Raw genomic sequence first — 14816 nt, 5'->3', positions numbered from 1 at the left:
CATGGGTAATTCCATTGATCAAGTTGCGCTTAAACAATTATTTATAGATGCTCGCACGCACAATGCGTGGCAACAAAAATCCGTAAGCGATGATCAGCTGAAGCAGATATACGATCTGTTTAAATACGCTCCAACCTCAGTCAATTGCAATCCGGCCCGTATTGTCTTCGTAAAGAGTTCGGCAGAAAAAGAGCGCTTAGTTGCTTGCGTTAACCCTGGTAATGTCGATAAAACGAGAAATGCCCCGGTGACAGCGATTGTTGGTATGGATCTCGATTTTTATGAGGCTCTGCCTACATTGTTTCCCCATGCAGATGCGAAGAGCTGGTTTGTGGGAAAAGAGGACTTCATTCAAATAACTGCCTTTAGAAATTCAAGCCTTCAAGGTGCCTACTTGATCTTAGCAATAAGAGCTTTGGGGCTAGATTGTGGTGCTATGAGTGGTTTTGATGCAGAAAAGGTAAATGCTGAGTTTTTCCCCAATGGCAGGGTAAAAGTGAACTTTTTACTCAATATTGGATACGGGGACAGCTCTAGCTTGTTGCCACGTCAACCCCGCCCATCCTTTGATGAGGCCTGCAAGATCCTCTAGAGCCCTAAGCATTGTAGAATTATGGTCTTTAGAGTGAAGTTTAAGCGTGGCAGTGTTTGCGGATATTCGCGAGGATGGCGAAATTGGTAGACGCACCAGGTTTAGGTCCTGACGCCAGAAATGGTGTGGGGGTTCGAGTCCCCCTCCTCGCACCACAAGATTGCTACTTGGCTTGGACTTCACATTTCCAGATCTTCAATTAAGAGACGAGAATGGCTGTGCAGATAGAAAATTTAGGTTCGTTAGACCGCAAAATGACTTTGGAATTCGCTCGTGCCGATTTGGCAAAAGCGCGTGAAGCTCGTTTGGCCAAAATTGGCAAGACTATGAAGGTGGCTGGCTTTCGTCCAGGTAAAGTGCCTAAGAACATGGTTGAAAAACAATACGGCATGCAAGTCGATTTCGAACTGCAATTTGACAAAGCCTCTGAGCTCTTTTATGAGCAAAGCCAAAAAGAAGGAATTGCTCTTGCTGGTCAACCACGTCTTGAGCCTAAAAGTGAACTCGATGCAGACAACATTGTTTTCGATGCATTTTTTGAGGTGTTGCCTGAAGTAAAGATTGGAGATTTCAGCAAAGCTGAGGTAACTAAACACACTACAGAAATTGGCGAAGCTGAGATTGATCGTGCGCTTGACGTTTTACGCAAACAGCAAGTTCACTACCATCCACGCGGCGAAGCGGGTCCGCATGGTGATGGCGGTGCAAACACAGCGGCACAAAATGGGGATCAAGTAGTAATCGATTTTGTGGGCAAGATTGATGGCGTTGAGTTTGCTGGCGGCAAAGCAGAAAACTTTGAATACGTTCTAGGCGAAGGTCGCATGCTTCCTGAATTTGAAGCGGCTACATTGGGTCTAAAAGCAGGTGAAAGCAAATCCTTCCCATTAAGCTTTCCAGCTGATTACCATGGTAAAGATGTTGCGGGCAAAACTGCTGAGTTCACTATCACTGTAAAGTCGGTGAACTGGGCACACTTGCCAGCAGTTGATGATGCATTTGCGCTCTCCTTAGGTGTCACTGAAGGCGGCGTTGCAAAGATGCGTGAAGAAGTTAAACAAAATTTAGATCGCGAAGTTAAGCGTCGTATTACTTCATTGTTGAAAAACGAAGTAATGGATAAGATCAATGACTTATGTGAGTTGGATGTTCCAAAATCTCTGGTTGCATCTGAGCAAGAGCGTTTAGTTGAAGGGGCTCGTCAAGACCTCATGCAGCGCGGCGTTCCTAATGCTAAAGATGCTCCAATTCCCCCAGAGATTTTTGCTGAGCAAGCCCAAAAACGCGTTCGTCTTGGTTTGATCTTGGGTGACTTGGTCAAGAAAAATAACCTTGCTGCTACAGCTGATCAAATTAAAGCTGAGATCGACGAGCAGGCTGCAACTTACGAAGATCCAAAAGAAGTGGTTCGTTGGTTCTATAGCAATCCAAGCCGCCTCAAAGATATCGAAAACTTGGTCTTAGAAGACAACGTAATTAAGCATTTCACCTCACAGGCCAAAGTGAACGATAAAGCGATCAGCTTTGAAGAATTAAGCAAGCTAAACTAAGTCCATCCATCTATCTTAAAGGGCGTACACATGAATCAGAACCATTTTCAATCTGAAAATTTAGAACCAAAAGGATTGGGTCTGGTTCCGATGGTGATTGAAACCTCTGGACGAGGTGAGCGCGCTTACGACATTTACTCTCGCTTATTAAGAGAGCGTGTTGTTTTCTTGGTGGGAGAAGTGAATGATCAAACAGCGAATCTAGTCATTGCTCAGCTGTTATTCCTTGAGAGTGAAAATCCAGACAAAGATATCTCCCTTTATATTAATTCTCCTGGTGGTTCTGTCTCTGCAGGTTTGGCAATCTACGACACCATGCAATTCATTAAACCCCACGTAAGCACTCTTTGCATGGGTATGGCAGCTAGTATGGGTGCATTTTTGTTATGCGCTGGCGAGAAGGGTAAGCGGTATGCGCTGCCAAATTCTCGCGTAATGATCCATCAACCATTGGGCGGTGCCCGTGGTCAAGCCTCTGATATTGAAATTCAGGCTCGTGAGATTTTGTACTTGCGTGAGCGATTAAATAAGATTTTGGCTGATCGCACAGGTCAATCAATTGAAACCATTGCAAAAGACACTGATCGTGACAACTTTATGTCTGCCGAGCAGGCACGTGAATATGGCTTGATCGATAAAGTCATTGAAAAACGCCCCTAAGCCTTAGACCCCACTTTACTAATTGAGCGAATATTTTGAGCGACACCACTTCCAATTCAGCTGACAAAATTTTGTATTGCTCTTTCTGCGGCAAGAGTCAGCATGAGGTGAAGAAGTTAATCGCTGGCCCATCGGTATTTATTTGCGATGAGTGTATTGATCTTTGTACAGACATCATTCAAGAAGAAATCGCAAAACTTCCTAAGGAAGAGGGCGGTGATTCGCTGCCTACGCCGCATCAGATTCGTGAGAACCTCGATCAGTATGTGATTGGTCAAGACCATGCTAAGAAAACCTTGGCAGTTGCCGTATACAACCATTACAAGCGCTTGCAGTATTTGCCAAAACCTAAGAAGGAAAAGTTGGATAAGGATGGCAAGCCTGTTGAAGCGTTAGATAAAAAAGAAACTAAAGCGCCAGCCAAGGCGATAGTGGATGGAGTTGAATTAGCAAAAAGTAATATTTTGCTCATTGGCCCAACAGGCTCTGGCAAGACTTTGCTTGCTCAAACTCTTGCGCGGATGCTTGATGTGCCCTTTGTCATGGCTGATGCAACCACCTTGACTGAAGCTGGCTATGTTGGTGAAGACGTAGAGAATATTATCCAAAAGCTTCTACAGGCTTGTGATTACAACGTAGAAAAAGCCCAACGTGGCATTGTCTATATTGATGAGATCGATAAGATTTCTCGTAAGTCTGATAACCCATCAATTACTCGTGACGTATCGGGTGAGGGTGTCCAACAGGCCTTACTCAAGCTAGTTGAAGGCACCATGGCTTCCGTGCCACCTCAAGGTGGTCGCAAACATCCTAACCAAGATTTCCTGCAGGTTGATACGACTAATATTTTGTTCATCTGCGGCGGCGCATTTGATGGCTTGGAGAAAGTCATTCAGCAACGCACAGCAAAAACAGGTATTGGCTTTAATGCTGCTGTTCCAGGTAAGGATGATCGCGGTGTCAGTGATCTACTCATTGAAGTTGAGCCAGAAGACCTCATTAAGTTTGGTTTGATCCCAGAATTGATTGGCCGCTTACCTGTTGTGGCGACTTTGGCGCAGTTAGATGAAGAGGCTCTAATCCAGATTTTGACTGAGCCTAAAAATGCTCTCGTTAAGCAATACCAAGCACTTCTCACAATGGAGGGCTCTGAGCTTGAAGTACGCCGAGAAGCTCTTTCAGCGATTGCTAAGAAGGCAATTGCTCGCAAAACAGGTGCTCGCGGCCTTAGATCTATCCTCGAGGGCTCTTTGATGGATGTGATGTATGACCTGCCTTCACTTAAGAATGTCCAGAAGGTGGTGATCGATGAATCAAGCATTGCTGAGGGTGGAAAGCCCTTGCTGGTTTACAAACAAGATCTCGATCAAGCGGATTTAAGCAAAAAAGCCTGATTTATCAGGGTTTTCGCTATTTTGGGGGCATTTTTGCCCCCTTTTCGCACTTTTCCCCCTTGAATTTCTCAGAGTGCTACCCATATAGGTAGTATGCTACTCAAGAATAATGTCTGTATTTAGTGGTGATTTAATTAAATCACCCTAGAAAAAGACTATTGAGGATTGACTACTTTGGAGGAATTGCCCTATGCCTGGCCACTTATTACTACCCTCTGAACCGATTCAACTACCTTTGCTCCCTTTAAGGGACGTAGTTGTGTTTCCTCATATGGTGATCCCCTTGTTTGTGGGTCGCCCCAAATCCATCAAAGCGCTTGAAGCAGCCATGGAAACCGGTAAAAACGTTCTTTTAGTGGCTCAAAAGACAGCTGCTAAGGATGAGCCTGGCATAGAAGATCTCTATGAGGTGGGCTGTATTGCCAATATTCTCCAGATGCTAAAACTGCCCGATGGCACGGTGAAGGTGCTTGTTGAGGGTATTCAGCGTGCTGAAGTGAGTCAAATTGAAGACAGTCTTGGCTATTTCAATTGTGAGGCAACACCTACTGCAATGAATGTAATTGACGCTCATGAGACGGAAGCACTTCGTCGCGCGATCATGGCGCAGTTTGATCAGTACGTAAAACTAAATAAAAAAGTCCCACAAGAAATTCTTTCATCGCTTGGCGGTATCGATGATCCAAGCCGTTTAGCCGATACTATCTGTGCACACTTACCAGTTAAGCTCGAACAAAAGCAGCGCTTACTCGAGATGACTGATGTTGTTCAGCGTCTTGAAAGTTTATTAGCTGATCTCGAAAGCGAAATCGATATTCTTCAAGTAGAAAAACGTATCCGTGGTCGCGTTAAGCGTCAGATGGAAAAGAGTCAGCGCGAGTATTACTTGAACGAACAAGTCAAAGCGATTCAAAAAGAATTAGGAGAGGGCGAAGAGGGTGCCGATCTCGAGGAGCTCGAAAAGCGCATTAAAGCCGCTCGCATGCCTAAGGAAGCTTTGAAAAAGGCTGAGTCAGAGTTGAAGAAACTCAAGTTGATGTCACCGATGTCAGCTGAGGCTACTGTCATACGTAACTTCATTGATACCTTGGTTAATCTCCCTTGGAAGAAAAAAACCAAGATCAATAATGATCTGTCTAATGCTGAGAAAGTATTGGATGAAGATCACTATGGCTTAGATAAAGTCAAAGAACGTATTTTGGAGTACCTCGCAGTTCAACAGCGTGTTGATCGAGTGAAGGCCCCGATTCTTTGCTTGGTTGGCCCTCCTGGTGTTGGCAAAACCTCTCTCGGTCAATCGATTGCCCGCGCTACGAATAGAAAATTTGTTCGTATGGCTTTGGGCGGCGTTCGTGATGAATCTGAAATTCGTGGCCATCGTCGTACTTATATTGGCTCTATGCCAGGCAAGATCCTCTCAAGCCTCACTAAAGTAGGCGTTCGCAATCCATTATTCCTGTTGGATGAGGTGGATAAGATGGGTATGGACTTCCGTGGCGATCCTGCCAGCGCCTTACTTGAGGTATTGGATCCAGAGCAGAATCACACCTTTCAGGATCACTATGTCGAAGTAGATTTTGATCTATCTGATGTCATGTTCGTGGCAACCTCGAACTCTTTGAATATTCCTGGACCATTACTTGATCGCCTAGAGATCATTCGCTTGGCTGGATACACAGAGGATGAGAAGACTAGTATTGCTGTCAATTATCTGATCCCAAAACAAATCAAAAATAATGGTTTGAAAAAGGATGAATTAAAGATTGAAGAAAGCGCTGTGCGTAACATGATTCGTTACTACACCCGTGAGGCTGGCGTACGCTCTCTAGAACGAGAAATTAGCAAGATTTGCCGCAAGGTAGTTAAGCTCTTGCTCTTGAAAAAAGAGGCTGCACCAGTTGTTGTCAATGCAGATAATTTAGAGAAGTTTTTATCTGTGCGTATGTATGACTTCGGTTTAGCTGGTAAGGAGAATCAAGTAGGGCAAGTTACAGGCCTAGCGTGGACTGAAGTTGGCGGCGATCTGTTGACCATTGAGGCTGCAACAATGCCCGGCAAAGGCGTTATCACTCGTACTGGCTCTATTGGTGATGTAATGAAAGAATCAGTTGAGGCAGCTCGTACAGTTGTTAGATCTAGGGCGAAGCGTCTTGGTATTGCTGATGAAGCTTTTGAGAAGAAAGATATTCATATTCACTTCCCTGATGGCGCAACTCCAAAAGATGGTCCATCTGCTGGCATTGCGATCACTACCGCTTTGGTTTCGGTGTTTACCGGAATTCCTATTCGCTCAGATGTTGCGATGACTGGTGAAATTACCCTACGCGGTGAAGTTCTGCCAATTGGCGGCTTGAAAGAGAAGTTATTGGCAGCACATCGTGGTGGCATTAAGTTGGCATTAATTCCGGAAGAGAATGTAAAGGATTTGATCGAGATTCCGGATAACGTCAAGAATGCGATAGAGATTGTTCCTGTACGCTGGATAGATAAAGTGCTTGAACTTGCTCTAGAGCGGATGCCAGAGGCCTTGCCTGAGCCTACCCCTGAGGAGTTGGCAAAGAAGGCGTCAGAAGCCAGTAAAGCAAGCGGAAATGTTCCTTCCGGGGATGTTCTCAAGCACTGAGCTAATTAGAGGGCGGATCTAAACCCGCCAAATGAATCCTCTAATCCAGGGTCCGTTTGGCGGTATTTCATCCAGAAATCTTTGCTTGGGTTACAATCTCACCTGTAATATTTTGGGGCGCTTAGCTCAGTTGGTAGAGCGTCTGCCTTACACGCAGAATGTCGGGAGTTCGAGCCTCTCAGCGCCCACCAAAGTATTTATCTTGAGGCCTTTTCTTGGCTTTCTGGCAGTAAATACCCTCCGCCTAGTAAACTCATGCTGTTCCGCGCTTTTTACTGCGCCATTACTAATATTTACTAGCGAATTTATTCATGTTCGATACCGTCCGTAAGCATCAAAAATTACTCCAGCTTGTGCTGATGTTATTCATCGTTCCATCCTTTGTAATGTTTGGGATTTCAAGCTACTCAGGCTTCATGGATAAAGAAACCGACTTAGTTAAGGTGAACGGTAAACCTATTACCGCCCAAGAAGTAGATAACGCTGCTAAGCGCCAAGCTGAAAGAGTTGGCGGCAATATGCAGATTGCTCAAAGCCTCCAATTTAGACAGGCCATCCTGAATGAATTACTTCAGCAACGTATTTTGGGTTTTGCTGTAATTAATCTTCGCCTTCAGGTTGGTAAAGAAGCTTTGATTAAGAGTTTGCAGGGTATCCCACAAATTCGTGCTTTGTATCGCCAAGATGGCAGTTTTGATGACGCCCGTTTTAAACAATTACTTGCAAGCAATGGTTTAAATGAAGAGCAGTTCTATGCAAGTCAGGCTTTTGATCTCAAGATCGGTCAGTTTGTGAATTCTGTTGCCCGTACTGAATTGGCTACACCAAAGCTCTCGGAAATTGTTTCCACTCTTTATGAAACTGAGCGTCAGGTTCAATCTTTGGCATTTGATGCCAAAGACTACCTCAATAAGGTCAATCCAAGTCAGGACGAGCTGCAAGCCTTTTATAACGCAAATGCCAAGTTGTTCGAAAGCCCGGAGTATGTCGACGTTGAGTACATCGTTCTCAAAGCCGACCCTAGAGAGGACGCTAAGGTATTTAGCGATAAGGCTGACCAGTTTGCCAACATTACTTATGACCAGTCTGACAGTCTGAAGCCTGCTGCTGATAAATTAAGACTCAGCATTCAGTCTCAAAAAGGCTTAACACGCGGTGGTGTAACAGGCGTAGCCAAAGATCATCCGCTCTCCAACCCAAAGGTTATGCAATCCTTGTTTAGTGATGAGGCTATTAAAAACAAACGAAATACCGAGGCAGTGCAAACAGCACCAGGCGTTTTTGTTTCTGCACGTGTGATTACTTTCCATCCTGCTCAGATCATGCCTTACAAAGATGTTGCTGCTGAAGTAAAACGTCAAGTTAGTCAACGAGCCGCCGAGAAATTAGCGGTTGCTGCTGCAGCTGAACGTTACAACGTATTGGAAAAGGATCCCAAAAGTTCCGCGGGCTTTGGTAATCCAATTTGGGTATCACGCAATAAGCCTGCGAATTTGATTGGCCCCGCATTAGATGATGTGATGTCTATCAATACGGAGAAATTCCCTGCGGTGGTTTCTGTAAATAACCCAGGGGTAGGGACCACCTTGTATCGAGTTGATCAAGTGCGTCAGCCTACTGGTGTAGACGCCAAGATCCATAAGGCTCAGGCCCAGCAAATTCAAGCATTAGGGGCTCAATCAGAGTTTGCAAGTTTTATGGCCTACTGGCGAGATGCTGCGGGCGTTAAGGTAATTAATCCCTTAAAGCCACTTTCCAGTGGTTCCGGAAGTTAACTAGGGTTATTTACTGCACTTGAAGTAGTTTTTGATATGGGGCCAGAGCGCCCCATACGTTTTTAAAGAGAATGCTTTGTGCTGCTGTGTTTGGGTGAATATTGTCTGCCTGAAACAATTCTGCATTTGAAGCAACGCCTGCAAGAAAAAAAGGCAGTAGCGCAACTCCCTCTTTACTGGCTAGAGCAGGGTACAACTCCTTAAATTGCTTTGTATATTGTTGTCCGTAATTAGGCGGTATTTGCATGCCGAACAATAGAACCTTAGCCCCAGAGTCCTTGCTTAATTCAATCATTCTGCGCAGATTCATGGTGGTTTGCCCCAGAGATAAGCCTCGTAAAGCATCATTTGCTCCTAGCTCTAATAAAACAATGCCAGGCTTTTTGGATTCCAATAAAGCAGGTAGTCGGTTGAGGCCGCCTGAACTAGTTTCACCGCTAATACTGGCATTAAAGACGCTCCATGGGCTAGCTTGCTTTTGCAGCTGTACTTCTAACAATTTGACCCAACCAGCGCCTCTCGGGAGTCCGTATTCTGCCGAAAGGCTATCACCCATCACTAGGATGACAGGATTGGCATGGACTACAGGAGTAAATGGAATTAACAGGCAAAATAAGCCTGTAAGTAGCAATTCCTTAATTAAAAGGGTCAAGCGGTAACAATTCATTTATGAGTATTCCAGCAAGCGTATTAAGTGCGAATCATCTTGGCCAACAAGTTCTATCAAGCGATGGTGCTTTAACTATTTTGCACGACATTGGTTTTGATATTGCACAAGGCGAGAGCGTTGCCATTACTGGTGCCTCTGGGTCGGGAAAAAGCACCTTACTCGGCCTATTGGCTGGTTTAGATTTGCCAAGCTCTGGCAATGTCATATTGATGGGGCATGATCTAAATCAACTAGACGAGGATGGTCGGGCAAAGCTACGCGCAGCCCATGTGAGTTTTGTATTTCAATCCTTCCAACTGCTATCCCATTTAACAGCGCTTGAAAATGTCATGCTCCCAGCTCAACTGCTTGGTCGAAAAGACGTAAAAGAGGATGCTAGAGTCTGGCTGGAGCGTGTTGGGCTACTGGGGCGTCTCAATCATTTCCCCAAAACCCTTTCTGGAGGAGAGCAGCAACGCGTTGCCTTGGCAAGAGCCTTTATTACTAAACCTCAAATCCTTTTTGCTGATGAGCCGACGGGTAGCCTAGATGAGGCTAGTGGTGAGCGGGTTATTAAGCTCCTTTTTGAGTTAAATCAGGCCAGTCAATCCACTTTAGTCTTGGTCACCCACGATTCTGCCTTGGCCAGTCGGTGTCAACGGCAATTACATCTTCAGGGTGGGCGGCTGCTGTAGGCAAAACCTTATAATCTAGGGATGTCTTTTTTCCATTTTTTGCCCGGCGCAGATGCGCTTTCCTCCTTTCGTCAACAGCGACTTTTAGCCTCTTTAGCGTCGCAAGGCGTGGCTCTAGAGTCTATCGAGGCTCAGTACTTACATTTCATTTGGTCTGAGCAGCAGCTGAGCACACAAAATCAAGAGGTGCTTGAAAGCCTTTTGACTTATGGCCAAGCTTTTGCCTCTAATATAAGCCAAGGTAGATCTTGGTTTGGCAAAGGTTCTGGCGATATACAGGGAGCAATTGTTATTCCTCGCCTTGGAACCGTATCTCCATGGGCAAGTAAAGCAACAGATATTGCCCAGCAGTGCGGATTAAATGTATTGAGGGTTGAGCGCGGCGTTCAATTTTCATGGAAGAGTAAAAAAGCGTTAAGCCCAGCCCAAACTCAATTGGTATTAAGTGCGATTCATGATCGAATGACAGAAGCTGTTATCGACTCAGTGGATGCTGCCAATGCGCTCTATCAGACTTTAGATGATCGTCCATTAACGCGCATACCCGTCTTAACAGAGGGTAGGGGTGCTTTAGACAAAGCCAATCAAGAATTAGGTCTCGCACTCTCTGATGATGAAGTTGCCTACCTTACTGAGAACTTCATTCGCTTGAAACGCAACCCCAGTGATGTAGAGCTGATCATGTTTGCGCAAGCTAATAGCGAACATTGTCGCCATAAGATTTTTAATTCCAGCTGGACCATTGATGGAGATGATCAAGAGCGTTCTTTATTTGCCATGATTCGAAATACCCATCAACTGCAGCCAGAAGGTACGATTGTTGCCTATTCCGATAACTCAGCGGTGATGGTGGGTTGCGAATCAGAAACTTGGGTTCCCCAGGGAGCTGATCATCGCTATGAAAAAGATACGCGTTTAGTCCATACCTTGATGAAGGTTGAAACTCATAATCACCCAACAGCGATAGCCCCTTTTCCAGGCGCCTCTACTGGAGCGGGTGGAGAAATTCGAGATGAGGGTGCCACTGGTATTGGCGGGCGTCCTAAGGCGGGTTTAACAGGCTTCTCAGTTTCAAACCTCAATATTCCTGGCACTGATCTTCCATGGGAGAGTGAGCAGTATGGTAAGCCTGAGCGAATTGCCACACCTTTGCAAATCATGATTGATGGCCCGCTTGGTGGTGCTGCATTTAATAACGAATTCGGGCGCCCAATTTTGGGTGGTTACTTCCGTGTCTTTGAGCAAACATTAGAAGGCACACGGCGCGGTTATCACAAACCCATCATGATTGCGGGCGGTATCGGTAGTATTGACTCTATTCATACTGAGAAAAAGGCAATTCAATCCGGCCACCTCTTAATTCAATTGGGCGGTCCTGGTATGCGTATTGGCATGGGTGGTGCAACAGGTAGTTCTGTTGCCACTGGTACCAACACTGCTGACTTAGATTTTGATTCTGTTCAACGTGGTAATCCAGAGATGGAGCGTCGAGCACAAGAGGTCATCAATGCTTGCCGAGCACTAGGAGACAATAATCCAATCGTATCAATCCATGATGTTGGTGCGGGCGGTCTGTCTAATGCATTCCCGGAGTTGGCTGATGGAGCGGGTTTGGGTGCTAAGTTCAAGCTGCGCAGCATTCCTCTTGAAGAGAGTGGCATGAGCCCCGCAGAGATTTGGTGTAACGAATCTCAAGAACGTTATGTGCTGGCTATTGAGTCTAAGCATTTAGATTTATTCAAGTCTTTCTGTGAGCGTGAGCGTTGTCCGTTCGCAGTAGTTGGAGAGGCGACAACAGAGCGTCAGTTACAACTAGCCGACTCAAAGCAAGATGCTGGAACAGACGCTGCATTACCTATCGATATGCCGATGGAGGTATTGCTGGGTAAGCCGCCGCGGATGCATCGTGATGTAAAACGTGTGTCACAAGAATTTACTGAACTAGATGTTACCGATGCTGATTTAGCGCAATCAATTGCCTGGGTATTGCAACAGCCAACTGTTGCCAGCAAATCATTCTTGATCACGATTGGGGATAGAACGGTTGGGGGGCTGAATGCTCGCGATCAGTTCGTTGGCCCTTGGCAAGTGCCTGTCGCAGATTGTGCAGTAACGCTAATGGATTACAAAGGCTATCGCGGTGAAGTGATGACTATGGGTGAGCGTACCCCAGTTGCCGTGATTGATGCCCCTGCAGCAGCGCGAATGGCGGTTGGTGAAGCCATTACGAACTTGCTTGCTGCCGATATACGCCGCCTTGAAGATGTAAAACTCTCAGCAAACTGGATGGCTGCCTGCGGCGCTCCAGGTGAAGATGCTAAGTTATACGATTCTGTGAAAGCAGTTGGTATGGAATTGTGTCCAGCCCTAGGAATTTCGATTCCGGTAGGAAAAGACTCTTTATCGATGGCAACTGAATGGCGCGATGGTAGTCAAGCTAAGAAGGTTGTTTCACCAGTCTCTTTAATTATTTCCGCCTTTGCATCCGTGCAAGATGTGCGTAAAACAGCCACTCCATTATTGAAGCTAAAAAATAATGATGGCTCAGCCTTAGAAACTGAATTGATCTTAATTGACCTGGGTCGAGGCAAAAATCGTATGGCTGGCAGTATCTTGGCCCAAGTTTTAAACCAATCAGGAAAAACAGCCCCCAATCTCGATAATCCAGAGGATCTCAAGGCACTAGCTGCTGCCATTATCGAATTACGAAAAGAAAATAAATTGCTGGCTTACCATGATCGTTCTGATGGTGGCTTATTCGCTTGCGTTTCAGAAATGGCATTTGCTTCACATACCGGCGTATCTATCAATGTAGATATGATCGCGGCTGATGTTGGCCAAGAGGCTGACTATGGAGATGCAAAGAACTGGGCTCAGCAAGTTTCTGGTCGACGCCATGAGCAAACAATGCGCGCTCTCTTTAGCGAAGAGCTTGGAGCGGTAATACAAGTTCGCAGAGAGGACCGCGATGCCGTATTTGCGATCTTGCGTAAATTAGGTCTTAGCGCATTTAGCCATGTGATTGGTAAGCCTAATACGAATGGTCGCATCGAAATTTGGCGCGATGCGAAAAGCATTTTTGCAGAACCTCGTGAACTATTGCAAAAGATGTGGACTAATACGAGTTATCAAATTGCCCGTTTACGCGATAACCCGGCATGTGCTGACTCTGAATTCGGTCTTTTGGATAATTTATCTGATGCAGGAATGTCGCCTAAGTTGACCTTTGATCCTGCAGAAGATGTAGCGGCCCCATTTATATCAAAAAATGTTCGGCCCAAAGTGGCTATTTTGCGAGAGCAAGGCGTTAACTCTCATGTTGAGATGGCCTATGCTGTTAATTGGGCTGGATTTGACAGCTACGACGTTCATATGTCCGACTTGTTAAGCGGTAAAGCTAAGCTTGATGACTTCCGTGGCTTGATTGCGTGTGGTGGCTTTAGTTATGGTGATGTTCTCGGAGCCGGGGAGGGTTGGGCTAAGACAATTTTGTTTAATCAACAATTGCGCGATCAATTCTCTAGCTTCTTCAATCGTCTAGACAGCTTTGCATTAGGTGTTTGCAATGGTTGCCAGATGATGAGCAATCTCTCAGGAATTATTCCTGGCGCTGATGCATGGCCTAAATTTACCCGCAATCAATCAGAGCAATACGAGGCACGCTTAGTAATGGCTGAGGTTCTTGCTTCACCATCGATCTTTACTCAAGGCATGGAAGGCAGCCAGTTACCAATTGCCATTGCGCATGGTGAAGGCTTTGCAAACTTCAGTCAACAAGGTAATTTGGCGCAGATCGAGCAGCAAGGTTTATCTGCTTTGCGCTTTGTTGATCATCAGGGCAACCCGACTGAGATCTATCCATTAAATCCTAATGGCTCTCCAGGCGGTTTAACTGGGGTTACAACACCCGATGGCCGTTTTACGGTCATGATGCCGCATCCAGAGCGCGTTTTCCGGGCGACTCAGATGAGCTGGTGTCCACCGGAATGGTTAGATACGCCAGATGGTGCAAGTCCTTGGTTGCGCTTATTCCGTAATGCGCGTCGCTGGGCTAAATAATGCTGTTTGCAATTGAACCAGTAACGTTTTCTGAAAGCGGTGGTATTCGATATCTTCACTTCGGTAGTGAATTAATCCAAGGGGCAATGCGCATTCGTGACCCTGATGAAATCTACCTCGAATATAACCAGCAAATGATGGCTTGGCTTTTGTTCCTTGAAACGAAGCCCGGCATGAAAATCGCCCAGCTGGGTCTGGGCACTGGCGCGCTAACAAAATTTCAGCATCGCTATTGCCCGGCTGTAAAAACAACGGTTGTTGAGCTAAATCCCGCAGTAATAGTTGCTGCTAGATCGATGTTCTTCACCCCTGATGATGATCGTAGGCTCGAAACCTTGCAGATCGATGCAAAAACTTTTGTGAAGTCAGTCAAAAATAAGAACCAATATGATGCTGTACAAGTCGACTTGTATGATGCGATTTGTGATGGCCCAGTTGCCAGTTCTTTAGAATTTTATAAGGGCTGCTATGACATTCTGAAGGGTCCAGGCGTCATGACGGTAAACCTATTTTCACGTCACAAGAGCTTTGATATCAATCTTCAGAATATCTGCGAAGCCTTTGGCAATCGTGTACTGCTATTTCCAGAATCTCATGACTGTAACGTTGTTGCAATTGCTTTCAAGGGCCCTAAATTAGAGGCTGAATGGAAAGATGTAGTTAAGCGTGCTAAATTGATTTCCGATAAGACTGGCCTGCCAACTAATAAATGGGTATCGGGCATTAGTCGTGAAAATGCCCGACAAGAAAATAAACTCTCTATTTAGTTCTTCGAACAAGCAGATAAAGAAAAAGGCGACCAATTGATCGCCTTTTTTG

At 45.5% G+C, this 14816-nt stretch carries 10 protein-coding genes and 2 tRNA genes; 11 read left to right on the top strand and 1 reads right to left on the bottom strand.

The window, feature by feature from the left end:
* Window position 1 precedes the first annotated feature (1 nt).
* The 8 genes from FD961_RS04720 (at window position 2) to FD961_RS04685 (ending at window position 8594) form a co-directional block, all read left to right on the top strand.
* Window positions 2-592: a malonic semialdehyde reductase gene (locus FD961_RS04720; RefSeq protein ID WP_215392889.1), complete on the top strand. Its 591-nt coding sequence runs from the start codon at window positions 2-4 to the stop codon at window positions 590-592.
* Between the two features lie 68 nt (window positions 593-660).
* A tRNA-Leu gene (locus FD961_RS04715) sits at window positions 661-747 on the top strand.
* Between the two features lie 57 nt (window positions 748-804).
* On the top strand, window positions 805-2142 hold the full coding sequence (gene tig, locus FD961_RS04710; protein WP_215392888.1) for a trigger factor: 1338 nt from the start codon (window positions 805-807) through the stop codon (window positions 2140-2142).
* A 30-nt stretch (window positions 2143-2172) separates the two neighbouring features.
* Window positions 2173-2802 (top strand): ATP-dependent Clp endopeptidase proteolytic subunit ClpP, encoded by a 630-nt coding sequence (clpP, locus tag FD961_RS04705; RefSeq protein ID WP_071539158.1) that lies wholly within the window; start codon window positions 2173-2175, stop codon window positions 2800-2802.
* Between the two features lie 35 nt (window positions 2803-2837).
* The gene (clpX, locus tag FD961_RS04700; RefSeq protein WP_215392887.1) at window positions 2838-4196 is read left to right on the top strand and encodes an ATP-dependent Clp protease ATP-binding subunit ClpX; all 1359 of its coding nucleotides are present in this window, start codon (window positions 2838-2840) and stop codon (window positions 4194-4196) included.
* Window positions 4197-4386: 190 nt separating this feature from the next.
* Window positions 4387-6819 carry an endopeptidase La gene (lon, locus tag FD961_RS04695; protein ID WP_215392886.1) on the top strand — a complete coding sequence of 811 codons (2433 nt, stop codon included), beginning with the start codon at window positions 4387-4389 and terminating at the stop codon, window positions 6817-6819.
* Window positions 6820-6934: 115 nt separating this feature from the next.
* Window positions 6935-7010, top strand: a tRNA-Val gene (locus tag FD961_RS04690).
* Between the two features lie 120 nt (window positions 7011-7130).
* Complete coding sequence (locus FD961_RS04685; protein ID WP_215392885.1) at window positions 7131-8594, top strand: peptidylprolyl isomerase; 1464 nt, start codon at window positions 7131-7133, stop codon at window positions 8592-8594.
* 10 nt (window positions 8595-8604) lie between these two features.
* On the opposite strand, the gene FD961_RS04680 is transcribed toward FD961_RS04685, so the two are convergent.
* On the bottom strand, window positions 8605-9261 hold the full coding sequence (locus FD961_RS04680) for an arylesterase (protein ID WP_215392884.1): 657 nt from the start codon (window positions 9259-9261) through the stop codon (window positions 8605-8607).
* A gap of 2 nt (window positions 9262-9263) precedes the next feature.
* On the opposite strand from FD961_RS04680, the gene FD961_RS04675 reads away from it, so the two are divergent.
* Genes FD961_RS04675 through FD961_RS04665 form a run of 3 tightly spaced genes read left to right on the top strand, consistent with a single transcriptional unit; the run spans window position 9264 to window position 14764 of the window.
* Window positions 9264-9938: an ABC transporter ATP-binding protein gene (locus FD961_RS04675; RefSeq protein ID WP_215392883.1), complete on the top strand. Its 675-nt coding sequence runs from the start codon at window positions 9264-9266 to the stop codon at window positions 9936-9938.
* Between the two features lie 21 nt (window positions 9939-9959).
* The gene (purL, locus tag FD961_RS04670) at window positions 9960-13997 is read left to right on the top strand and encodes a phosphoribosylformylglycinamidine synthase (RefSeq protein ID WP_215392882.1); all 4038 of its coding nucleotides are present in this window, start codon (window positions 9960-9962) and stop codon (window positions 13995-13997) included.
* Window positions 13997-14764, top strand: a complete 768-nt coding sequence (locus tag FD961_RS04665; RefSeq protein WP_251371335.1) for a spermidine synthase — start codon at window positions 13997-13999, stop codon at window positions 14762-14764. Before purL ends, FD961_RS04665 begins: the two co-directional genes overlap by 1 nt.
* Window positions 14765-14816 lie beyond the last annotated feature (52 nt).

It is taken from the genome of Polynucleobacter sp. TSB-Sco08W16 (assembly GCF_018687455.1).
In the GTDB taxonomy this organism is placed as follows: domain Bacteria; phylum Pseudomonadota; class Gammaproteobacteria; order Burkholderiales; family Burkholderiaceae; genus Polynucleobacter.
The sequence above is the reverse complement of the archived record's forward strand: the minus strand, read 5'-3'. Positions and strand labels throughout refer to the sequence as shown.